19 protein-coding genes and 2 pseudogenes are annotated in these 20,627 nt (G+C 65.3%); 6 read left to right on the plus strand and 15 right to left on the minus strand.

Features of this window, described 5'->3' with window-relative positions:
- Window positions 1–7: 7 nt before the first annotated feature.
- The 10 genes and pseudogenes from CEY05_RS28525 to CEY05_RS28570 form a co-directional block, all read right to left on the minus strand.
- On the minus strand, window positions 8–514 hold the full coding sequence (locus CEY05_RS28525) for a DUF934 domain-containing protein (RefSeq protein ID WP_088600646.1): 507 nt from the start codon (window positions 512–514) through the stop codon (window positions 8–10).
- A 13-nt stretch (window positions 515–527) separates the two neighbouring features.
- The gene (locus CEY05_RS28530) at window positions 528–2,261 is read right to left on the minus strand and encodes a nitrite/sulfite reductase (RefSeq protein WP_088600647.1); all 1,734 of its coding nucleotides are present in this window, start codon (window positions 2,259–2,261) and stop codon (window positions 528–530) included.
- A gap of 423 nt (window positions 2,262–2,684) precedes the next feature.
- Entirely contained in the window at window positions 2,685–3,149 is a 465-nt protein-coding gene (locus CEY05_RS28535) for an HU family DNA-binding protein (RefSeq protein ID WP_088600648.1), read from the minus strand.
- A 326-nt stretch (window positions 3,150–3,475) separates the two neighbouring features.
- On the minus strand, window positions 3,476–4,369 hold the full coding sequence (gene cobA, locus CEY05_RS28540; protein ID WP_255407791.1) for a uroporphyrinogen-III C-methyltransferase: 894 nt from the start codon (window positions 4,367–4,369) through the stop codon (window positions 3,476–3,478).
- Window positions 4,370–4,394: 25 nt separating this feature from the next.
- Window positions 4,395–7,418 carry a nitrate reductase gene (locus CEY05_RS28545; protein WP_088600650.1) on the minus strand — a complete coding sequence of 1,008 codons (3,024 nt, stop codon included), beginning with the start codon at window positions 7,416–7,418 and terminating at the stop codon, window positions 4,395–4,397.
- A 95-nt stretch (window positions 7,419–7,513) separates the two neighbouring features.
- A pseudogene (locus CEY05_RS28550) lies at window positions 7,514–8,728 on the minus strand (NAD(P)/FAD-dependent oxidoreductase); the annotation flags it as partial.
- Window positions 8,729–8,908: 180 nt separating this feature from the next.
- Window positions 8,909–9,700 (minus strand): annotated as a pseudogene (locus CEY05_RS28555) (ABC transporter ATP-binding protein); the annotation flags it as partial.
- Window positions 9,701–9,704: 4 nt separating this feature from the next.
- The gene (ntrB, locus tag CEY05_RS28560) at window positions 9,705–10,550 is read right to left on the minus strand and encodes a nitrate ABC transporter permease (RefSeq protein WP_088600653.1); all 846 of its coding nucleotides are present in this window, start codon (window positions 10,548–10,550) and stop codon (window positions 9,705–9,707) included.
- Window positions 10,551–10,563: 13 nt separating this feature from the next.
- On the minus strand, window positions 10,564–11,859 hold the full coding sequence (locus CEY05_RS28565) for a CmpA/NrtA family ABC transporter substrate-binding protein (RefSeq protein ID WP_088600654.1): 1,296 nt from the start codon (window positions 11,857–11,859) through the stop codon (window positions 10,564–10,566).
- Window positions 11,860–12,256: 397 nt separating this feature from the next.
- Window positions 12,257–13,024: a hypothetical protein gene (locus CEY05_RS28570; RefSeq protein WP_088600655.1), complete on the minus strand. Its 768-nt coding sequence runs from the start codon at window positions 13,022–13,024 to the stop codon at window positions 12,257–12,259.
- Between the two features lie 123 nt (window positions 13,025–13,147).
- On the opposite strand from CEY05_RS28570, the gene CEY05_RS28575 reads away from it, so the two are divergent.
- The 3 genes from CEY05_RS28575 (at window position 13,148) to CEY05_RS28585 (ending at window position 16,547) form a co-directional block, all read left to right on the plus strand.
- Window positions 13,148–13,951: a putative hydro-lyase gene (locus CEY05_RS28575; RefSeq protein ID WP_088600656.1), complete on the plus strand. Its 804-nt coding sequence runs from the start codon at window positions 13,148–13,150 to the stop codon at window positions 13,949–13,951.
- Between the two features lie 95 nt (window positions 13,952–14,046).
- The gene (locus CEY05_RS28580) at window positions 14,047–15,045 is read left to right on the plus strand and encodes a LysR family transcriptional regulator (RefSeq protein WP_158219448.1); all 999 of its coding nucleotides are present in this window, start codon (window positions 14,047–14,049) and stop codon (window positions 15,043–15,045) included.
- A gap of 161 nt (window positions 15,046–15,206) precedes the next feature.
- Entirely contained in the window at window positions 15,207–16,547 is a 1,341-nt protein-coding gene (locus CEY05_RS28585; RefSeq protein WP_088600737.1) for an MFS transporter, read from the plus strand.
- Window positions 16,548–16,571: 24 nt separating this feature from the next.
- On the opposite strand, the gene fabZ is transcribed toward CEY05_RS28585, so the two are convergent.
- On the minus strand, window positions 16,572–17,033 hold the full coding sequence (fabZ, locus tag CEY05_RS28590) for a 3-hydroxyacyl-ACP dehydratase FabZ (protein ID WP_088600658.1): 462 nt from the start codon (window positions 17,031–17,033) through the stop codon (window positions 16,572–16,574).
- A 249-nt stretch (window positions 17,034–17,282) separates the two neighbouring features.
- Between fabZ and CEY05_RS28595 the strand changes: the two genes are divergently transcribed.
- The 3 genes from CEY05_RS28595 to CEY05_RS28605 all read left to right on the plus strand — a co-directional run bounded on the left by CEY05_RS28595 (window position 17,283) and on the right by CEY05_RS28605 (window position 19,139).
- Entirely contained in the window at window positions 17,283–17,771 is a 489-nt protein-coding gene (locus CEY05_RS28595) for a hypothetical protein (protein WP_088600659.1), read from the plus strand.
- 308 nt (window positions 17,772–18,079) lie between these two features.
- Window positions 18,080–18,757 (plus strand): SOS response-associated peptidase, encoded by a 678-nt coding sequence (locus CEY05_RS28600; RefSeq protein WP_088600660.1) that lies wholly within the window; start codon window positions 18,080–18,082, stop codon window positions 18,755–18,757.
- A 49-nt stretch (window positions 18,758–18,806) separates the two neighbouring features.
- Window positions 18,807–19,139, plus strand: coding sequence for a hypothetical protein (locus tag CEY05_RS28605; protein ID WP_233161759.1), 333 nt, complete (start codon window positions 18,807–18,809; stop codon window positions 19,137–19,139).
- Between the two features lie 10 nt (window positions 19,140–19,149).
- Here the strand turns inward: CEY05_RS28605 and CEY05_RS28610 are convergent, their stop codons facing one another.
- From CEY05_RS28610 to CEY05_RS28625, 4 genes are read right to left on the minus strand one after another with little or no spacing between them, the layout of a single operon-like run.
- Entirely contained in the window at window positions 19,150–19,515 is a 366-nt protein-coding gene (locus CEY05_RS28610; protein WP_088600661.1) for a DUF1353 domain-containing protein, read from the minus strand.
- Window positions 19,512–19,931 (minus strand): hypothetical protein, encoded by a 420-nt coding sequence (locus CEY05_RS28615; protein ID WP_088600662.1) that lies wholly within the window; start codon window positions 19,929–19,931, stop codon window positions 19,512–19,514. Before CEY05_RS28615 ends, CEY05_RS28610 begins: the two co-directional genes overlap by 4 nt.
- Before the next feature lie 10 nt (window positions 19,932–19,941).
- Window positions 19,942–20,271, minus strand: a complete 330-nt coding sequence (locus tag CEY05_RS28620; protein WP_088600663.1) for a hypothetical protein — start codon at window positions 20,269–20,271, stop codon at window positions 19,942–19,944.
- Window positions 20,268–20,591 (minus strand): hypothetical protein, encoded by a 324-nt coding sequence (locus tag CEY05_RS28625; protein ID WP_088600664.1) that lies wholly within the window; start codon window positions 20,589–20,591, stop codon window positions 20,268–20,270. The genes CEY05_RS28620 and CEY05_RS28625 overlap by 4 nt, the downstream gene beginning before the upstream one ends.
- Between the last annotated feature and the right edge of the window lie 36 nt (window positions 20,592–20,627).

The following is a 20,627-nucleotide window of genomic DNA, read 5'->3' on the forward strand; positions in this document are numbered from 1 at the left end:
TGGCGCTTCAGGCTGCCAGCGGGCGCGGGTACTCGCGCTGGTAATGCACCGTGAACGTGCTCAACGCTTCCAGGGCCTTGCGCGGATCGTGGCCTTCCTTGACGACGAAGCTGTCGAAGCCGCAGCGGGCCTGGTAGTGGATGGTGTCGATGAGGATATCGCCTACCGCGCGCAATTCGCCTTCCCAACCGTAATGGGAGCGCAAGCGCTGCGCGATGGAATAGCCGCGGCCGTCGGTGTACGCGGGGAATTCGATGGCGATGTAGGTGATGCCCGTGGGATCGATGCGGCCTTTGCCGTCTTGCGCCAGGTCAGCAGCATCATCTGCCGGGCCCAGCAGCACGGCCACCGGATGCTGGCGTGCGCGCAAGGTGTCGCGTCCGGCCAGCCAGGTGGCCAGCGGCACTTCCCAGCCCGGCTCGTCGGGCGGCAGCGCGGTGGCGTCGTCCTCGGGCGGGACGAAGCGCTGGGTGGTGTTGTCGATAAGCTCGCCGTAGCGGATCAGGTTTTTCATGATGGTCGGGGTATCAGGCGTGCGCCGGTTCGCCGGCTGGGTCTTTGGCGGGCTCGTTGTAGACGTCGGCCTTGAACGGGTCGATGCCGACGCGGGTGACCACGTCGACGAAGCGGTCCACTTCGCTGTCGCGCAGGCGCAGGTAGGTCTGGATCAGCTTCTCGACCACGCCCGGCACTTCGTCACGGGCAAACGACGGGCCGATGATGCGGCCGATGGCGGCGCCGCCGGCGCGCTTCGGATCGACGTCGTTCAGGTCGTTTTCACCGCCGTGCTGGCGGCCGCCGATGGTGACCTGGTACCACTCCTCGCCGGCCTTATCCACGCCCAGGATGCCGATGTGGCCGACGTGATGGTGGCCGCAGGCGTTGATACAGCCGGAGATGTTGAGATCCAGCTCGCCGATCTCGAACAGGTAGTCGAGGTCGTCGAAGCGGGCCTGGATGGCCTGCGCCACCGGGATCGACACCGCATTGGCCAGGGCGCAGAAATCGCCCCCCGGACAGGCGATGATGTTGGTCAGCAGGCCGATATTGGGGGTGGCCAGTTGCAGCGGCTTGAGCGCTTCCCACAGGGCGTGCAGGCGGTCGAGCCGCACGTCGGGCAGGATCAGGTTCTGTTCGTGCGACACGCGCAGTTCGCCGTGCGAATAGTCGTCGGCCAGGTCGGCGATGGCATCCATCTGGGCATCGGTGACGTCGCCAGGCGGAGTGCCGGTGGCCTTCAAGGAAAGGCTGACCGACGCATAGCCCGCCACGCGGTGCGCATGCGTATTCTTGCGCAGCCAGCGCGCGAACGCGGGGTCGGCGGCAGCCTGCGCGGCGGTCGGATCGGCGGCCGTGGCGGCGTCGGCATCGTATTGCGGCCAGGTGAAGCGGCTGGCGATGCGGTCCAGGTCTTCCTGCTTCAGGCGGTTAGGACCGTCCTTGATGAAGGCCCATTCTTCTTCGACCTGTTGCGCGTACACCTCGGGCGTCAGGTCCTTGACCAGGATCTTGATGCGCGCCTTGTACTTGTTGTCGCGGCGGCCATGCAGGTTGTAGACCCGCAGCGCGGCCTGCAGGTAGGTCAGCAGGTCGTACCAGGCGACGAAGGGGCGGATCAGCTTGCCGACGATGGGCGTGCGGCCCATGCCGCCGCCGACCCAGACGCGGAAGCCGGTGACGCCGTCCTGCTCCACCGCCTGCAGGCCGATGTCATGCACGCCGACGGCCGCGCGGTCTTCCAGCGCGCCGCTGACGGCGATCTTGAACTTGCGGGGCAGGAAGGCGAATTCGGGGTGCAGCATGGACCACTGGCGGATGATCTCGCACCACACCAGCGGATTGGTCACTTCATCGGCGGCCACGCCGGCGAAGTGGTCGGTGGTGGTGTTGCGGATACAGTTGCCGCTGGTCTGGATGGCGTGCATCTGCACGGTGGCCAGGTCGGCCAGGATATCGGGCACTTCTTCCAGCTTGGGCCAGTTGAACTGCATGTTCTGGCGGGTGCTGAAGTGGCCGTAGCCGCGGTCGTATTTGCGGGCGATGTGGGCCAGCATGCGCAACTGGCGCGATGCCAGCATGCCGTAGGGGATGGCCACGCGCAGCATGGGCGCATGGCGCTGGATGTACAGGCCGTTTTGCAGGCGCAGGACGCGGAAGTCGTCCTCTGACAACTGGTTGGCCAGGAAGCGTTGCGTCTGGTCGCGGAATTGGGCGACACGCTCTTCGACCAGACGTTGGTCTATAGGGTCATACACATACATGATGCTTGCGCCTCGATACGCGTGGCAGGGCCAGACAGCGGCCGCAAAAAGGCCAAAACGGTAATCGTAGCGAATCTTTTGGCGTCATGTCGGCCTGATGACCGCTAACCCCCTGGTCTGGTTATTTGCTTAAGGCCTGGATTTATATAGAAATTCTTTTGCAGCACAGCAAAGCGACGCGGCCCGCACCGGCCTCATGCCGGACAGCCGAGGATTCGGACCGATGGGGCGCTAGCCCAGGAAGAGGGGCGTGGGGGTTTACCCCCCACAATAAAAAATCCTCTCCGCCGGCAGCAAACGCCGGATAAGTAAACGCGGAAGGCGGAAAGCAAAAAGCCCACCACGAGGGTGGGCTTTCGTCAGGACCGACGACGCGGCGCGCTCCGCGAACGGATCGCGCCGGTGGTCTGACCGCTTCAGTGATTACTGAGCGGCGTCCTTCAGCTTCTTCAGCGGACGGACCTTGACCTTGACCGAAGCGGGCTTGGCCGGGAACCAGCGCTCTTCACCCGAGAACGGATCCTTGCCGAAACGCTTCGGCTTGGCGGCAACCTTCTGCACCGACACCTTGAACAGGCCGGGCAGCGCGAATTCGCCAGCGCCCTTCTTGTTCACGGAGGCCAGCACGGCACCTTCCAGGCTGGCCAGGATCAGCTTGACCGACTTGGCTTCGACGCCGGTCTGTTCGACCAGGTGGGTCACCAGTTGGCTCTTGTTCAGAGCGGTCTTGATCACGGACACGGGAGCGGCCGCTTTCTTGGCGGGAGCTGCCTTGGTGGCTACGGCTTTCTTGGCCGGAGCCTTGACGGGGGCCTTAGCGGGCGCCTTGGCCGGAGCCTTCTTGGCAACGGTGGAAACTTTCTTAGCAGGAGCTTTTTTAGTGGCCATGGTCGATGAAAGTGAGGGTTGAAATTTACGTGCCGCACGCCATGTGCCGGCTGAACGCGATGATAGCGGATGCCACGCGACTATGTACATTATTTGCGGGCGTTCACGCGATAAATCGCGCGGAGAGGCGCAAGAACAACGGTTCCGCCCTCCGCGAGCCCTGAAAACAGGGCTTTTTTTACGATCTGTGATGTCTCACGTTGAATTTCAACGCGCCATGATTCTGCCTGGGGGCGTGTGCGATCGTGCGCAAAAAGCCTATGTGGAAGGGGTTTTTCTCTACTTCGTGCGTTGCAAGTCCTGTCGAATATGAATTCGTTGTGGACTCATGCCGCGCGCGCCGCGGCCTGCGGGCACGGTATTGCCGCGGGCAGGCGCGTCGTTTCCATCAAGGCCACGACCTCGCCCAGCACGATCACGGCGGGGCTTTGCAGGCCTGCGCATACGATTGCCGTAGCCATCTCGGCCAGCGTGGTGACCACGTGGCGTTGGTCGGGACAGGACACGCGATGCACCACGGCCACCGGCAGATCCGCGGCAAACCCGGCCGCCATGCACTCGCGTGCCAGGCTGTCGGCATCGTTCATGCCCATGTAGCAGACGACGGTAAGGCCGCTGGCGGCGAGTCCGCGCCAATCGGGGCGCGAGCCATCCATGGTGTGCGCGGTGACAAGCGCCACGCCACGGCTGACGCCGCGATGGGTCAACGGCAGTCCCAGCGCCGCGCCCGCGGCCAGGCCGGCGGTCTGCCCACCCACCGCTTCGGCTGCGATGCCGCGCGCCGCCAGCCAGGCCATTTCCTCGCCGCCGCGCCCGAAAATGAAGGGGTCGCCGCCTTTGACGCGGGCCACGCTGCGGCCCTGGCGGGCATAGCGCGCCATCAGGCGCAGGATGAAATCCTGCGGGGTCGACCGGCAGCCACCGCGCTTGCCCACCTTGACCATGCGCGTGCCCGGCGCGGCCAGCGCCAGGATGCCGGGGCCCACCAGATCGTCGATCAGCCACACATCGGCCTGGCCCAGGATGCGCGCGGCCTTGATGGTCAACAGGTCGGGATCGCCAGGCCCGGCGCCTACCAGCCAGACCTTGCCGGCGGCGGACGGCTGGCGCGGGCGCGGTTGTGCTGGGGCGGAGAGGCGAGCCGGTGCAGCGGTTTCGGCGGATGCCGAGGATTGCGCCAGCGCACAGGATTCGTTCTGCGCAAGGGAGCCTGCCAACACGGGGAATTCAGCGCATGCGCGGGATTCAAGCGATGGTTGCCGGATCATGTTCGACAGCCTTGAGGGTTCGTGCGCAGGTGACCATGCGCGAGATTTCAGGAGCGCAGGAGCCGCAGCCGGTGGCGCAGCCCAGGGTTTTTTTCAAGCCTTCCAGGTCCAGCCCGTTGGCGATGCCGGCCTCAATGGCGCGATCGGTGACGCCCACACAGACGCAGATCGTGCGGGCGCGCGGCGGGGCCGTATTTCGCCCCATCAGCAGCCGTGCAACGCTGGCGGGCGCGTCGCCGCCGTCGGCCCAGGCGATCAGGGCGTCGTGGGCAAGCAGATCGCCGGCCAGCAGAAACGCGCGGGGCCGGCCTTGGTCCAAGGCCACGCGACGCAACTTCCCGCGCGCCGGATCATCGTAGACGGCGTCGGCGCGCAGCCGGACGCCGCTTGGCGGGTTTCCCCGCCCAGACCGAGGGGGCACTTCGGGCCCATGAACATGGGCAGGTTCACGTTCGTGTTGCGGCGCAAGCCGCGGCGCGGATTCACGTTCATGCGCGGTCGCAAGGCCAGGGTCCACCGCCAAGCCCATTTCATCGAACAATGCCGCCAGGACGTCCACGGCGGGCGCGTGCGCGGCCGCGAAGGCGACGCTCAGGCCGCCGCCGGCGCTGGCGCTGGGCAGCAGCACCGCGTAGGGAAAGCGGCGCAGCCAGGGTGCCAGCGCGCGGCGCAAGGCCGCGGCGTCACCGCGCACCCAACCGGCGGCCTGCCAGGGCAGGGCGGCCGGTGCCACCGCGATGGCGCAATGCTTCAACTCCGGCTGCCGCGACACCGGGTCACGCGCCGGATTGGTCAGCGCATTGATGCCGTCGCCGGCCATGAAGGCGCTACCCCAATGCATCGGCAGCCAGGCATGGCCCCGGCGCAGGGCCGGGTCCGCGCGCACCGGCAGGACGATCTCTCCGCGCCTCGATCGCACGGTAGCCAGGCCCAGGCCGGCCGCGCCTGAAGCGGTCGCACCTGAAGCAGCCGCACCTGATCCGGCCGCGTCGTTATCCACCAAGCCCAGTTCCCGCATATCGTCCGGATGCAAAGACAGCCACGGTGCTTCGACATGCCGCACCAGGGCAGGCGACAGCGCCGTGCGCGCCATCGTGTGCCAGTGGTCGCGCAGGCGTCCGGTGGTCAGGCGCAGCGGAAATTCCGCCGTCACCGGCTCGGCCACCGGCACGTAGCCGACATCGACGAATCGCGCGCGGCCGTCGGCCGTGGCGAAGACGCCGTCGGTATAAAGCCGCCGCGAAGGCGCCAGGCCGGGACGATAGGGCCATTGCTGCGGACCCTGCTCATCCAGGATGCGATAGGTGAGGGCGCTGTAGTCCAGGTCGCGGCCCGCCGTGGTGGCGGCGTGCTCGGCGAAGACGGCGGCCTCGTCGGCATAGTCGAACAGGTCGGCGCGTTCCGGCGCGATCCGCGCGGCCAGGCGTCGCGCGATGGCGCTGGCCAGGCGCCAGTCGGGCTGGGCATCGCCCGGCGCGGCAATGGCGGCCCGCACGCGGCTGATACGGCGTTCGGAGTTGGTGACCGTGCCTTCCTTTTCCGGCCAGGTGGCGGCGGGCAGCACCAGGTCCGCATAGTCCAGCGTCTCGCCGCCCGTGAAGGCCTCCTGCACGATGACCAGTTCGGCTTTGGCGAGCGCGGCGCGCACCCGCGCCTGGTCAGGCAGCGATTGCGCTGGATTGGTGGCCGCGATCCAGATGGCCTTGATGCGCCCGTCGAGCAGGGCGTCGAACATTTCCAGCGCGGGCAGGCCGGGCTGTTCCGGCAACTGGGGCACGCCCCACAGCGCGGCCACCTCGGCGCGATGCGCGGCGTTGGCGGGGTCGCGATGGCCGGGCAGCAGCGTGGCCATGCCGCCGGCCTCACGGCCGCCCATGGCATTGGGTTGGCCGGTCAGCGAGAACGGTCCGGCGCCGGGCTTGCCGATCTGGCCGGTCGCCAGATGCAGGTGTATCAGGGTGGCATTCTTGGCGGTACCGCTGCTGGATTGGTTCAGCCCCATCGTGTAGAGCGACAGGGCCGCGCCGGCACGGCCGAACCAGCGCGCGGCCTGGACGATGTCGGCGGCCGGCACGCCGCACAGTTCCTGCGCCACGGCCGGCGGATAGGCGGCGATCCGTTCGCGCAGCGCTGCGTAGCCTGTGGTGTGGCGCTCGATGTAGCCGTGGTCCAGCAGGCCCTCGTCCTGCATGACGTGCAGCATGGCGTGGAACAAGGCCACGTCGCTGCCCGGCAGGATGGGCAGATGCAGGTCGGCCAGTTCGGCGGTATCGGTGCGGCGCGGGTCGACCAGGATGATTTTCATGTCCGGCCTGGCCTGCTTCGCGGCTTCCAGCCGGCGGAACAGGATGGGATGGGCATGCGCGGCGTTGGAGCCGGCGATCAGCACCGTGTCGGCCAGACCCAGGTCGTCGTAGCAGGCGGGTGGGGCATCGGCGCCCAGGGTCTGCTTGTAGCCGGCCACGGCGCTGGACATGCACAGGCGCGAATTGGTGTCGACGTTATTGGTGCCGACCAGGGCGCGCGCCAGTTTGTTGAAAACCGCATAATCCTCGGTCAGCAACTGGCCGGACAGATAGAAGGCGACGGCGTCCGGGCCATGGCGGCGGATGATGTCGGCCAGGCGGTCGGCGGCCAGGTCCATGGCGGCGTCCAGCGCAATCTTTTGGCGCGGCGCATTACGTCTACCGCCCGCATCGCTCCGATCGCCCTGATTGCCCCGATCGCTCGGATCACGCCATTGCGCGTGCAGGACGCGGGCGCCATCGTCGCGTACGGTGTCGGCCAGGCTGCGGCCCTTGCTGCACAGCTTGCCGAGGCTGGAGGGATGGTTGTTGTCGCCGCTCACGCCCGTGACGCGTCCGGCTTCGGTATGAACCCGCACACCGCAACCGGTGCCGCAGTAGCAGCAGATCGAGGCGGTGGTGGCCACGTGGCCTGGCCCGCCTGTCGGCGGCGACGCTGCCGGCAATGCCGGATGACGGATCAATGGGCTGTCCATGATGTTCAGGCGGCGCGCAGCGCAGGGTTCGGCGGATAGCCGCCGGCATTAACCGTCGCCGTCTTTGCCACGGCCGAGACGTCATTCGCCGAGACGTCATTCTCCGCTTCTTCGCCGCCCATCAGCTGGTCGCGCAACGCCGCCACGTCGCGGCCTTCGCGGATCAGGCGGAAATACCAGGCGCCGTCGGCGGTGTCGCCGTACAGGCAGGCCCCCACCAACCGGTCTCCCTTGAGGACCAGTTTCTTGTACACGCCGGCCAGCGGATCGGTCAGGGTGATGGTCTCGGTATCGGCCCCGCCGATGAAATCGCCGGCCGAGAACACGTCGATGCCGGTGACCTTGAGCTTGGTCGACAGCACGCTGCCCGGATAGCGGCCGATGCCCACCTGCGCCAGATGATTGGCGGCCACACGCGCTTGCTCATACAGGGGCGCAACCAGTCCATACGCCACGCCACGATGGCTGACGCACTCGCCGACGGCGTAAATACAGGGATCGTAGGTCTGCAGCGTATCGCTGACGACGATGCCGCGGTCCACGTGCAGGCCGCAGGAAGTGGCCAGCGCGACATTGGGGCGGATGCCCACCGCCATCACCACCAGGTCGGCGGGCGTTTCCGAACCATCCTTGAAACGCACGGCGCGCACCCGGCCCTGGTCATCGCCCAGGATGGCGGCCGTCTGGTGCCCCATCAGGAATTGCAGGCCGCGCGTTTCCAGGCTGCCGCGCAACAGGTTGGCGGCCGTGACGTCGAGCTGGCGGTCCAGCAGGGTCGCGCCCAGGTGCACCACGCTGGCGTGCATGCCGCGCTTGGCCAGGCCGCTGGCGGCTTCCAGGCCAAGCAGGCCGCCGCCGATCACCACGGCATGGCCGCCATGGGCCGACGCCGTGATCATGCGTTGCACGTCCTGGATGTCGCGAAAGCTGATGACCCCGTGCAGGTCATGGCCGGGAACCGGCAGCACGAAAGGCGTGGACCCCGTGGCCAGCAGCAGGCGATCGTAGGGCACCACCGTGCCATCGTCGGCGTGCACCAGACGGCGCGCCCGGTCGACCCGCGTCACGGTGCGGTTCAGCAGCAGGCGGATGCCGCGGGTGGCATACCAGTTGGCATCGTTGAGCACAATGTCGTCCAGCGTCTGCTCGCCCATCAGCACGGGCGACAGCATGATGCGGTTGTAGTTGGGATGGGGTTCGGCGCCGAACACCGTGATGTCGTAGAGATCGGGGGCGATCTTCAGCAATTCCTCCAGCGCCCGCACGCCGGCCATGCCATTGCCGACCAGTACCAGTTTCGGCTTGTCCATGTGCTTGTCTCCGTGGGCGTGGGACCGGGTCTAGCCGACGCGGCGCATTGGCTCGGCGGCGGGATTGCTGCTGACGACGTGCAGCCCGACAGCGGGCGCGGCCGGGGTGACGGCGGCTGTATCGGAAGCAGCGGCAGCAGTCGATGCAGCGGCTTTGCTGGCCGGGGCCGTGCTGCCTGCCTGGGCGGCTGGATTGCCGTGGCGTCGATGCAGGAAGTCGACGACGGCGGCGCGGCAAGCCAGGTATTGCGCGTCGTTGGCCAGCTCAACGCGATCGCGCGGGCGCGCCAGCGGGACGTCCAGCACTTCGCCGATGGTGGCGGCCGGACCGTTGCTGAGCATGACGATACGGTCCGACAGCAACACCGCTTCGTCGACATCGTGCGTGACCATGATGGTGGTGCTCTGGGTTTTGGCGACGATCTTCAGCAGTTCATCCTGCAGGTGGGCGCGGGTCAGCGCATCCAGCGCCCCGAAGGGTTCGTCCATCAACAGCACCTTGGGCTCCATGGCCAGGGCGCGGGCGATACCCACGCGCTGCTTCATGCCGCCGGAGATTTCGCGCGGCAATTTGCCCTGGGCATGCGCCAGGCCGACCAGTTCCAGCGCTGCGTGGGTGCGGGCTTGCAGTTGCGCCTTGCTTTCAGTCTTGGCGAAGACGCGTTCCACGCCCAGGTAGACATTCTGGTAGCACGTCATCCAGGGCAGCAGCGAGTGGTTCTGGAATACCACCGCGCGATCCGGTCCGGGGCCGGTGATTTCCTTTTCCGCGCAGATCAGCACGCCGGAAGTCGGCTGCGTCAGGCCGGCAATCAGGTTCAGCAGTGTGGATTTGCCGCAACCGGAATGGCCGATCAGCGTGATGAACTCGCCTTGCGCCACGGTCAGGTCGATGTCGCGCAGCGCCACGAAGGGGCCCTTGCGGGTGCTGAATACCTGGCCCACGCTTTCGATGCGTACGAATTTCTGCATGGTCTCATTCCTCGGTATAGGTGAAGCGGCGCGCGATCTGCACCAGCGTGACTTCGAGCAGCAGCCCGACGATACCGATGATGAAAATGGCGATGATGATGTGCTCGACCTTCAGGTTGTTCCATTCGTCCCACAGCCAGAAGCCGATGCCGGACCCACCCGTCAGCATTTCGGCGGCGACGATGACCAGCCACGCGGTGCCGATGGACAGGCGCACGCCGGTCAGGACGTAGGGCAGCACGGCGGGCAGCAGCACGCGGGTCAGGACTTTCCATTCCGACAGGTCCAGCACCCGCGCTACGTTCAGGTAGTCCTGCGGCACACGCGACACGCCCACGGCCGTATTGATGATCATGGGCCAGATCGAACAGATGAAGATGGCCCAGATGGCCGCCGGGTTGGCCGCCTTGAACAGCAGCAGGCCCAGGGGCAGCCAGGCCAGCGGCGAGACCGGGCGCAGCAGGTTGATGATGGGCGAGAGCATCGCGTTCAGGGCCTTGAAGCGGCCGATGGCGAAGCCCACGGGGATGCCGATCAGCGCGGCCAGGCCGAAGCCGGTGGCCACGCGCTGCAGGGACGACAGGACGTTCCAGCCTATGCCCTTGTCGTTGGGACCGTTGTCGTAGAAGGGATGGGCGAACAGTTCACGCGCCGCGTCCCAGGTCTTGCCGGGCGTGGGAATTTCCGGGACCAGCAGGGCGATACCCTGCCAGATCAGGACGAAGATGGCGAAGCCGGCGGCGGGGCCGACCGCCGCGCGCAACAGCGCGTTGGCGCAGGCGTCCAGGCGTTCGCGCAGGCGCGGCAACAGGGGCGTGCCGGAGGCTATCGTGGTGGCGGGCGTGTTCATAGGTGCTCCGGGCTCAGGCTTTGACGGTGAAGCCGTCCGCGTAGGCGGCCGGGTTGCTGCCGTCCCACACCACGCCGTCGAACAGCTTGGAGGAACGGTTCTCGGACTTGGGCAGGCTGGCGCCGGCGGCGGTAGCGGCTTGCTTGTAGATATCGATGCGGTTGACCTGCCTGGCGGCGGCCAGGTAGTCAGGGTGCTCTTTCACCAGGCCCCAGCGCTTGTGCTGGGTCAGGAACCACATGCCGTCGCTGAGGTAGGGGAAGTTGACCGCGCCGTCCTGGTAGAAGTGCATGGCATCGGGATCGTCCCAGGTCTTGCCCAGGCCATTGCTGTAGCGGCCCAGCATGCGGTCGACGATGGTGTTCATGTCGGTGTTGACGTAGGACTTGGCGGCGATGGTTTCAGCGGTCTGGCGGCGGTTGGAGACCGAGGCGTCTATCCATTTACCCGCTTCGATGATGGCCGCGGTGACGGCGCGGGCCGTGTTGGGGTTGGCCTTGACGAAGTCGGCGGTGGTGCCCAGCACCTTTTCGGGGTGATCGGTCCAGATCTGTTGCGTGGTGATGGCGGTGAAGCCGATCTTGTCGGCGATGGCGCGCGCGCCCCACGGTTCGCCGACACAGAAGCCGTCCATATTGCCGACGCGCATGTTGGCGACCATCTGTGGCGGCGGCACGGTGATGACCTTGGCGTCGCGCATGGGGTTGATGCCGGCGGCGGCCAGCCAGTAATAGAGCCACATGGCGTGCGTGCCGGTGGGGAAGGTCTGGGCGAAGGTGTATTCACGCTTCTGCGTCTGCATGACCTTGGCCAGCGAGGCGCCGTCGGTGGCGCCGGCTTCCTTGAGCTTTTCGGACAGGGTGATGGCCTGGCCGTTGCGGTTCAGGCCCATGAGGACGGCCATGTCTTTCTTCGGGCCGCCTATGCCCAGGTGTACGCCGTAGACCAGGCCGTAGAGAACGTGCGAGAAGTCCAGTTCACCGTTGACCAGCTTGTCGCGCACGCCGGCCCAGGAAGCTTCCTTGGAGGGGGTGATCTTGACGCCGTATTTCTTGTCTATGCCCAGCACCGAGGCCATGACGACGGAGGCACAATCGGTGAGGGGAATGAAGCCGATCTTGACCTCGGTTTTTTCCGGGGCATCGGAGCCGGCGGCCCAGGCGCCGGCGCGCACCAGCGGGTCGACCAGCGTCAACAGGCTGGCGCCGGCCAGGCCGCGGGCGCTTTTGCCCAGCCAGTCGCGGCGGCCTGCATCGATGGCGGCCGGGGTGGAGGGCGTCGGGGTCGTCTTCGAATCTAGGGGCTTCATTCCAGGGCTCCAGGGGTGGGTCATCTGCCAGGCGAAAAAAAAGGCGTCCCGCGCTCCGGGACTGGCCCTGGAGCTGCGGAACGCCTTTGTTCCATGTGCCGCGCACTGGTCGCGGCGATGGCCGGTTCTGTGGCCATCACCCTGGTTAAAGCAATCGATATGCCAACTTTTTTGGAGGGGTGGGTATTGCTATAAGTGGCTGTTTTTATTTATGTATTTTGGTTTATGGGGATGCTGCGCCGGCCTCCGGCCGGCGCAGCGCCACAGGATGGTGCGCCCATGCCCACGCTCCTGCGCCACGCTGGTGCGTCGCAATAAGAAGTTGCCACGCTCCGGCGCCGCCGCGGTCGGGCGTCCCTGGCCGGGGCCCCTCGCCGGGCGCCCCTGGCCGGGCGCCTCAATCCCGCAGGTGCGTGATCGCGTCTTGCAGTGGCGTGATGGAGATGTGGATCAGCCCGTCCAGGGGACGATCCATTTCCAGGATCAGGAAGATGGCCCCGGCGGCCGATAGCGCGCACAGGATCAGCCCGCAGATGACGGCGCCATTGGGTGGCGACAGCAAGCCGAAGGCAATGAAGATAACGACCAGCCATGCCACCAGCACGACGATGAGCGGCACGGACACCGCCCCCTCCCGCTGCAGCAGCACCAGCCAACGCGTGGCGACGATCTGCCCCTGCAACTGCACGGCCTGCGCGCGGATCTGCCGCTGCGTATCGTCGACGGCGGGCAGCGCCATCAGCCGGGTCTCGTAATCGGCCAGGCGCCGCAGCCGGATCTGGCCGGCGAGCAGGTCGGTGTCGGCGCTATTGCTGGCCGATAGCAGGTTCACCGCCTCGGCATAGTCGCCGATGAGGTCGCGCCGCACTTGCCGCGCAGCCTCGCCGTAGGACTCCAGCAACTGGTCCAGCTGCATGATGTGGGCGGCATTGCGCACCAGCTCGCCATTCACTTCGTCGAGCGTGTGCTTGGCCGACGACACCAGCAGACCCAGCACCAATGCGGCCAAGGTCGCCACCAGTCCGGTGGCCAGCTTGATGGCGTCCGTGGATTCCGTACTGACGTGATGCTGGGGAAGCACCTTGCGCAGGTACAGGCCCGCGCAGGCGCTGAGAGAGATCAACACGAAGATGCAGACAGCAATCAGGACGTCATGGGTCATCATGGCTGGCTCCGGTTGGATGCCAGAGTATAGACAGCGCCTTGATCATTTTTTCAAATTGCGGCGATCAAAAATGAGAGTTGGCGCCAGGGCCGAGGGGCTGTCCATAATCTTTTCTTCATCCATATGAAGGGGAGCACGGTGAGCACCGCTGCAAATACAGGCTACGAAGCGCGCCAACTGATACGCTCACGCCAGCACACCACCCAGACGTCGAACCTGGCGCCCGGGTATGTGCAGGCCAACCTGGCAATCCTGCCGTCCGCGCAAGCCACGGATTTCCTGCGGTTCTGCTCCTTGAATCCGAAGCCGTGCCCGCTGCTGGGAAGTTCCGATGCCGGTGACTGGCGCTTGCCGCAACTGGGCAAGGACATCGACATTCGCACCGATCTGCCTAAGTACAGGATCTGGCGCAACGGCGCCCTGGAGCGGGAAGTGCCGGACATCAAGGACTATTGGCGCGACGACCTCGTGGCCTTCCTGCTGGGTTGCTCCTTTTCCTTCGAGGATGAATTGCTGCGGGCCGGCCTGACGCTGCACCATCACGAACGCGGCTGTGATGTGCCCGTGTACCGCACGTCGATTCCCACGATCCCCGCCGGTCCCTTTGCCGGACCCCTGGTCGTATCCATGCGTTCGTTCAAGCCGGCCGAAGCCATCCGCGCCATCCAGATCACCTCGCGCATGCCCGCGGTCCACGGCGCGCCCGTGCATATCGGCCTGCCGGAATCCATCGGCATTGCCGACATCGACAAGCCGGATTACGGCACGGCCGTGCCGATGGAAGCTGGCGAACTGCCCGTGTTCTGGGCTTGCGGCGTGACGCCGCAGGCGGTGGTCGAAGCCGCCGGGCTGGATTTCTGCATCACGCATGCGCCTGCCCACATGCTGGTTACGGATTTACGCAATTCGGATTTCGCCGTGTTGTAGGCCCGCGAATATTGCACCTAGAATGAGTCGGCGCCGCCGCATGCGCATGCGTGCGGCGTCTACTTATTTGGGGGGTGGCGGGCGATATGCGGGACTTGCGGACTTTCGAAACGTTCTACTGGGTCGCGAAACTGGGCGGCTTTCGCGCGGCCGCGACCAAGTTGCATACGACCCAGCCCGCCATTTCGGCCCGCATCGCCCAGCTGGAACAGGAACTGGGTGTCGAGCTGTTCGATGCCAATCGCCGCCGCGCCACGCTGACGGCGCGCGGCGCGCTGCTGGTCGAGTATGCCGAGCGGCTGCTGAAAGTTCGTGACGAATTGCTGGCGGCAGTCGCGCAACCCGCGGCCCTGCGCGGCAAGTTCACGATAGGGACGTCCGAGACGCTGGTGCGGACCTGGCTGTCCAGCCTGATCGAGGATATCAACGGGCGCTATCCCAACCTCATCATCGACATCGCCGTCGACAATTCGCCGGAGCTGCGCCAGCGCTTGCTCGCGCAGGACATCGACCTGGCCTTGATGACGGAAGCCATCTCCAACGATGGCGTGCACGGAACGAAGCTGTGCAGTTACGAGGTGTGCTTCGTGGTGGCGCAGGGACTGGCCGGCGCAGGGCATGATCCCGCCGATGCCGCCGGGGGCGCGTGCGGTGTCGCGGGCGATGGCGCGAGCGGCCGGGACAATAACGCGCCGCGGGTGGACGACGAGCTGTTTACGCGGTACCCCATCATTACCTGGCCGGCGTATACGCTGCTCAGTACCAATGTTCTTGCGTCCATACGTGAAGCGCTTGACCTGTCCGATATCCGGATCTGGGGCGTTTCTTCCGTGCAGACCATCATCGATATGGTGCATGCGGGCCGGGGCATAGGTGCTTTGTCATCGGTGTTGGTAAAAGACGCGATCGACGCCGGCGTTTTGCGGGCGCTGGATACGTCGGTGGTATTGCCGCAGCTCGACTATCACGCCGTGTACCTGGAAGGTACCTCCAATAATGCGTTGAAGCGGGAAATATGTGCCCTGGCGCGAGACGCGGCGGCGCGTCATCGTGGCGGGACGATCCAGGTTTTTGATCCTGCCGATAAAAAATGACAGTCGGTGCCGTGTCCCCTTGCACGGCATAATCAAACACGCATCGTCAGCTATGCGCCATGTCCGGCAACACGGGGTGGCGTCGAATCAACATCCGGGTCATGCGGCACGCCGTCATGGGCGTGCCGCGGGAACCACGGATCTTCACCAAGGGGAATGACATGCCGAATGCAGCAGCCGTTGCGCAAGCCGCGACCGTGCCGCGAACCGATGCGATGGAACCCGCAGCGCAGGCTGTGTATCGCAAGATCGCCTGGAAGGTTCTACCTTTTCTCATTATCTGCTACCTGTTCGCGTATCTCGACCGCGTGAACGTGGGATTCGCCAAGCTGCAGATGCTGCAGGACCTGGGCTTTTCAGAGACCGCATACGGCCTGGGGGCCGGCCTGTTCTTCATCGGCTACCTGATCTTCGAGGCGCCCAGCAATGTCTGGATGATGAAGGTGGGTGCGCGCAAGACCATCATGCGCATCATGCTGCTGTGGGGCTTGCTGTCGATGTGCTTCGCCTTCGTGCAGACGCCCACGCAGTTCTATGTGTTGCGTTTCCTGCTGGGCGCGGCCGAGGCGGGCTTCTTTCCTGGCATCGTGCTGTACCTGACGTTCTGGTTTCCGTCGCGGGTGCGTGGCCGCATGCTGGGTTTGTTCATGGCGGCGATTCCCTTGTCGGGTGTCGTCGGCGCGCCGTTGTCCGGCTGGATCATGCATGGCATGCACGATTCATCGGGGTTGGCGGGATGGCAGTGGCTGTTCCTCATGGAGGGCTGCCCGTCGGTGCTGATGGCGCTGCTGGTGCCCTGGTTGCTCACCGATACGCCGGCGCAGGCCAGGTGGCTGACTGAGGAAGAAAAAAAGCGCGTGCATGCGGATCTGGATGCCGATGCCAGGGCCAAGGACGGGATGGGCGGGTTTCATCCCACCATCCTGGTGATGCTCAAGGATGCGCGGGTCTGGGCCATGGTGGCGCTGTGCATCTGCCAGGCGATCGGCAACTATGGCGTGAGCTTCTGGCTGCCGACGTTGGTGAAGGATCTTGGTTATCAGGATCCCTTGATCATCGGCCTGTTGTCGGCGATTCCCTTTCTTGCCGGTGCCATCGCGTTGAATCTGATTGCGCGTTCATCGGACCGCCGGCTGGAGCGCCGCTGGCATTTGATCTTCGGTTTCATCGTGTCCGCCACCGGGCTGGCGGGCAGCGCTTTGCTGCATGCGAACCCGGTTGCCGCGCTTGCCGCATTGACGGTGGGCACCGCGGGTGTCTTCATGGCGACGACCATGATGTGGATGTTGCCCAGCCTGTTCTTGGGGGGCGTGGGCATGGCGGCGGCGATCGGCGTCATCAACTCGCTTGGCGGCCTGGGCGGTTTCGTCAGCCCCTACCTGATGGGGATCGTCAAAGACGCAACGCACTCCACGGCGGGCGGCATCTACTTCATCGCGGGTATCGCCGTGGTGGGTGCGGTCCTGGCTTATCGGTTGCCGAAGCATCTGGTTAACCGTTGACCTGGAGCATGGGGTTGCCGTGGGCTATCTCGACCGGATGGCGCACAGCAGGGTAGCTTCGGCGACCAGGGTGTCGCCGACGTAGGCCAGTCCTTTGTATTTGCAGATGGAGCGGCTCAGGCGCAGAGCCCGCACGTCCAGGCGCAGGCAGTCGCCTGCGATCACCGGCTGGTGAAAAGTGGCGTCGTCCACGCCGAGGAAGTAATAGACGGTACCGGCTTCTTCAGGACGCTCGTGGTCGTCCTTGCCCGCGCCCTCTTCGGCGAACGAGAACAGACCGGCCCCTTGTGCCATGGCTTCCAGGATCAACGTGCCTGGCATGGGTGCGGCGCCGCCTTCGATGCCGTGGGTAAAACTGTCGCCCGCGGAGACGTTCTTGATGGCCACGATGCGTTCTTGGGGGACCAGTTCAAGAACCCTGTCTATGAGGAGCATGGGATAGCGATGCGGCAGCTTCGCCATGATCTCGGTGATATTCAATTCCAAATTGCACTCCGGCAATATTGCTAGCGCAAGCGCAATGGCTTTGTAACCGCCACACTCGAACATGAAAGGACCGAAGTGTGACATGAATACGGTCCTGGAACGTGGGTCCGTGAGTAACTCTTACGCTTGGCCAATCCAGGTTTCGGTATGGCGTCAGCTATTGAAGTTACATTTTTTTGCGCTTACGGTTTCCTGGACGGTTGGGCGGGAAATAGAATCTGCGCTTTCGGGCTACGCAAAAAGAACCTCATGATCCGCCGCAGCATGTGCGCCTGTTCCGCCGCCCTGGGTTTCGTCTTGCTGGCTGGGTGCGTATATACCCCGCCTGCCGACAAGATGGAGCGTTACACGAACAGCATGGTTGGCAAGAACCTTGCTGAGGTCGTCTCCCGGTTCGGCCCTGAAGATCATCAAGGCGGCTCGGCCACCAATCCCAACATCGGCACCCCGCAAAACCCGCGCTATGGGCACACCTGGAGCCGCTACGGCTCCACCCAGCACCAGCGTTTCGTGCAGACCGGCACGGAGTCGACCGGCAAGACGCTGGTCACGGTACTGCCGGCCGGCGGCGGCCAGGGGGAACGTCCGGTCTACCAGGACAACACGGCGCCGACGGGGTATTACACCCAGCAAGGCGAAACCTGCCGCATGTTTTTCGAGACCGACGCCAACAAGAACATCGTGTACGCCGAGTTGCTGGGCGACTACTGCGACAAGCTGTTCCTGAGCGGTGGTTGATCGGCGGCGTTGTTTGCCGGGGCGGCCAAGGCCGGCTTCACCGCGAGACGTGAAAAGAAAAAGGCACTTGGGCTTGCGCCTAAGTGCCTGATTTTCTTGAATTCGGTGGGGTGGCTGATGGGGCTCGAACCCATAGAGCACGGGAATGAAGGGGATTAGAGGGGATCTAAGCCATTGATTTATCAGGAATCGTGAATCAATCATTCCCCTTAAATCCCCGCATTCTTCCCCGGATTCTTCCCTCGTGATCGTGCCTATCCCCTAGATTTTTCGGCAATATACTCGGTAAATTGCCTGGGATCTAGGATATGTGCAGCCACTACCAAGCCGTCAAGAAAGCCGAGCAGATGGAGAAGTTCTTCCGCGCGCGGGGGCTACCGCCGCCGAAGGCGGACATGTGGCCGAAGTACCAGGGCATCTTCGTGCGCCGGCCCCCTGAATGGGAATCCGGTGATGAGGCTGTCCCGGAGCGCGAGGCGGTCATCGGGCGCTGGGGGCTGGTGTCAGGGATGACGAAGGCCGATGGCCTGGCGAAGGCGGAAAAGCTTTCGACCTTCAACGCACGCTCAGAGACGGCCGCCAAGTCCTTCACCTTCGGGAACGCGTGGCGCCGCGGCCAGCATTGCATCATCCCGGCCGAATCGGTGTTCGAGCCGGACTGGCGCAGCGGCAAGGCGGTGCCCACCAGGTTCACGCGCGTCGACGGCGCGCCTCTGGGTATCGCAGGGCTGTGGGATAGCTACCGGAACGCCGCGGGCGAACTGGTCGACAGCTTCACCATGCTGACCATCAACGCCGACCAGCACCCGCTGTTCAAGGACTATCACCGGCCTGGCGACGAAAAGCGCATGGTCGTGATCTTGCCCTTCGGCGCCTTCGATGCATGGCTGACGGCCAAGCCTGGCGAGGCCGGCGATTTCATGGCGCCATACCCCGCCGATAAATTGGTGGCGGAACCCGTCACCAAGGACGAAGCGCCCGCCTGAGAACTGCGCGATATACTGTTTATCCATACAGTATTTTTCAGCGTGCCTCATGCCATTCCGCGCCCCTCTCACGGCCGACGACCTTGCCAAGATCCGCGCGCGCTATGAGGCGTGCTCGCAGCGTGCGCCCTGTGCATACCAGGACACGGTCGTATGGGAGGACGTGCTCGCGCTGCTGTTCGAGATCAAGCGCTTGCGAGCACTGGCGCTGACTGCGCATCAGTTGCGCGACAACCTGAAAAAGCCGGGTAGCTGCCTGGACGGTGTGTGGCAGGAATTTCTGGATAACTTGGCCGTCGAGCCCTGCGTTGTTGAGCTGGGCGAGCTGAAAGACGATCTGTTGATGAAACCCAGGCGGCGCGCCCGGCCAAACGAAAGTTGACACGCCAGGGTCAGCGCCAGTGCGTCCAGCCAAATAGGCGAACGCCCCAATAGAAGAGGGGAATGCGCCAGCGCGCGACGTAGGATGCCCGCAGGGCTTCGCGCAAGACCATGTCGGCCATGCGGCGGGAGACCGGCTTCGTGGTGTAGAGCCAATCGTGCACCGTCGCCGCCGAATCCCCGTGGCCGCCCAGCCACGCGAACGCCAGCGGTAACCAGCGGGGGACTGAGGCGAAATCGGTCGAAAAGTCCTCGGGAACCGTGATGGTCTCGCCGGCGACGTCAGACTCGTAGACGAGCGGCTGATTCAACACCCATTTGCCGATATCCCGCTCGTCCACCCGACGCACCGATAGTTGCGTCAGGAACCGGCTCATTGCGGCGCGGGCGCGACGCTGGCCGTCGGCTGAGGCTGAGCCTGAACCACCGCCGTCAGCGCAATCTGCGCCAGCGCCAGGGCCGTCACCACCTTGGCCTTGTCGGCGGCGGACAGCGTGGTCGCATTCACGTCCGCGATCAGGGCCGGCAGGCCGGTCTGCACCACGGCTGCCAGGCTGGACGTGTCGATGGTGGCGTTGCCGGCGCACACAGCGGCAATGACCGGCGCCTGGGTGGCAATCTTCGCCTGGACGTCGGCCGGCAGGCTCGCGCCCAGCGCCTGAACATCCGCGACGGCGACCTGGACGACCGGGCACGCCGCGGCGATCTTGCCCTGCAGGCTGGATGCCTGCTGCGACGCGCAGCCGGCCAATGCAAAAGCGGCCACCAGGGCCGCCAGGATAAAGCGCTTCATGAAAATTTCCCTATTTGAGGATGGATGCGGCCGACGTGGCCGCGCTGGTGACTGCACCGGCGACACCGCTGGCAGCCTGGGCGGCAATGCCCTGGCCGGTCGATGCGTCGATGCGGACTTCGGTGAGGTCGACGGTCCAGTCGTCATCGGCCGTGCGGCGGACGTGCAGCTCGACGCGGTCGATGTTCTTGCCGTTGCGGATATCCGCGCGGCAGCACAGCACCCGGCCGGCGCCCTGGTCGTAGAACGTGCTGACCTGGTAGTGCGCGATGCCGGCGTCCGTCAGGCTGGCGCACCCCGTCAGGATGGCCAGCGCCAGCGCGCAGGCGGCGCGGATCATTGCAGGCTCGTCGTGGCGGCCGGCGCCGCTGGTTCCGGGCCGGGGGCGGGGGGCGTAGTCACGGATACCAGCGGCGCCTGGAGATCGACACGCGTACTCGGCGCGCCACCCGCCGCCTGGGCCGCTGCCGCGGTTGCCGATGCATGGCCGGCCAGACCGCTGACCCAGCCCACCACCGCCGTTACCAGGGACGACAGCAGGACCAGCAGCGGATTGACGTCGGTCTTGCCCTCGATCACCAGCACGGCGTAGACGGCCACGATGGCCAGGACGAACAACGCAGCCAGCACGCAGGCCAGCAATTTCTCTTTCACGGACATGACAACTCCAAAAGAAAAAGCCGCCCGGAGGCGGCG

This window comes from Achromobacter sp. HZ34, from assembly GCF_002209485.1.
Taxonomy (GTDB): domain Bacteria; phylum Pseudomonadota; class Gammaproteobacteria; order Burkholderiales; family Burkholderiaceae_B; genus Bordetella_C.

Excerpts from the sequence above, each read along its gene's own strand:
- CEY05_RS28545 (WP_088600650.1), bottom strand. The coding sequence starts at position 7,418 with ATGGACAGCCCATTGATCCGTCATCCGGCATTGCCGGCAGCGTCGCCG.
- CEY05_RS28615 (WP_088600662.1), bottom strand. The coding sequence starts at position 19,931 with ATGAAGCGCTTTATCCTGGCGGCCCTGGTGGCCGCTTTTGCATTGGCC.
- CEY05_RS28525 (WP_088600646.1), bottom strand. The coding sequence starts at position 514 with ATGAAAAACCTGATCCGCTACGGCGAGCTTATCGACAACACCACCCAG.
- ntrB (WP_088600653.1), bottom strand. The coding sequence starts at position 10,550 with ATGAACACGCCCGCCACCACGATAGCCTCCGGCACGCCCCTGTTGCCG.
- CEY05_RS28605 (WP_233161759.1), top strand. The coding sequence starts at position 18,807 with ATGCCATTCCGCGCCCCTCTCACGGCCGACGACCTTGCCAAGATCCGC.
- CEY05_RS28595 (WP_088600659.1), top strand. The coding sequence starts at position 17,283 with ATGATCCGCCGCAGCATGTGCGCCTGTTCCGCCGCCCTGGGTTTCGTC.
- CEY05_RS28530 (WP_088600647.1), bottom strand. The coding sequence starts at position 2,261 with ATGTATGTGTATGACCCTATAGACCAACGTCTGGTCGAAGAGCGTGTC.
- CEY05_RS28625 (WP_088600664.1), bottom strand. The coding sequence starts at position 20,591 with ATGTCCGTGAAAGAGAAATTGCTGGCCTGCGTGCTGGCTGCGTTGTTC.
- CEY05_RS28565 (WP_088600654.1), bottom strand. The coding sequence starts at position 11,859 with ATGAAGCCCCTAGATTCGAAGACGACCCCGACGCCCTCCACCCCGGCC.
- CEY05_RS28575 (WP_088600656.1), top strand. The coding sequence starts at position 13,148 with ATGAAGGGGAGCACGGTGAGCACCGCTGCAAATACAGGCTACGAAGCG.
- CEY05_RS28620 (WP_088600663.1), bottom strand. The coding sequence starts at position 20,271 with ATGATCCGCGCCGCCTGCGCGCTGGCGCTGGCCATCCTGACGGGGTGC.
- CEY05_RS28610 (WP_088600661.1), bottom strand. The coding sequence starts at position 19,515 with ATGAGCCGGTTCCTGACGCAACTATCGGTGCGTCGGGTGGACGAGCGG.
- CEY05_RS28535 (WP_088600648.1), bottom strand. The coding sequence starts at position 3,149 with ATGGCCACTAAAAAAGCTCCTGCTAAGAAAGTTTCCACCGTTGCCAAG.
- CEY05_RS28570 (WP_088600655.1), bottom strand. The coding sequence starts at position 13,024 with ATGATGACCCATGACGTCCTGATTGCTGTCTGCATCTTCGTGTTGATC.
- CEY05_RS28600 (WP_088600660.1), top strand. The coding sequence starts at position 18,080 with ATGTGCAGCCACTACCAAGCCGTCAAGAAAGCCGAGCAGATGGAGAAG.
- CEY05_RS28585 (WP_088600737.1), top strand. The coding sequence starts at position 15,207 with ATGCCGAATGCAGCAGCCGTTGCGCAAGCCGCGACCGTGCCGCGAACC.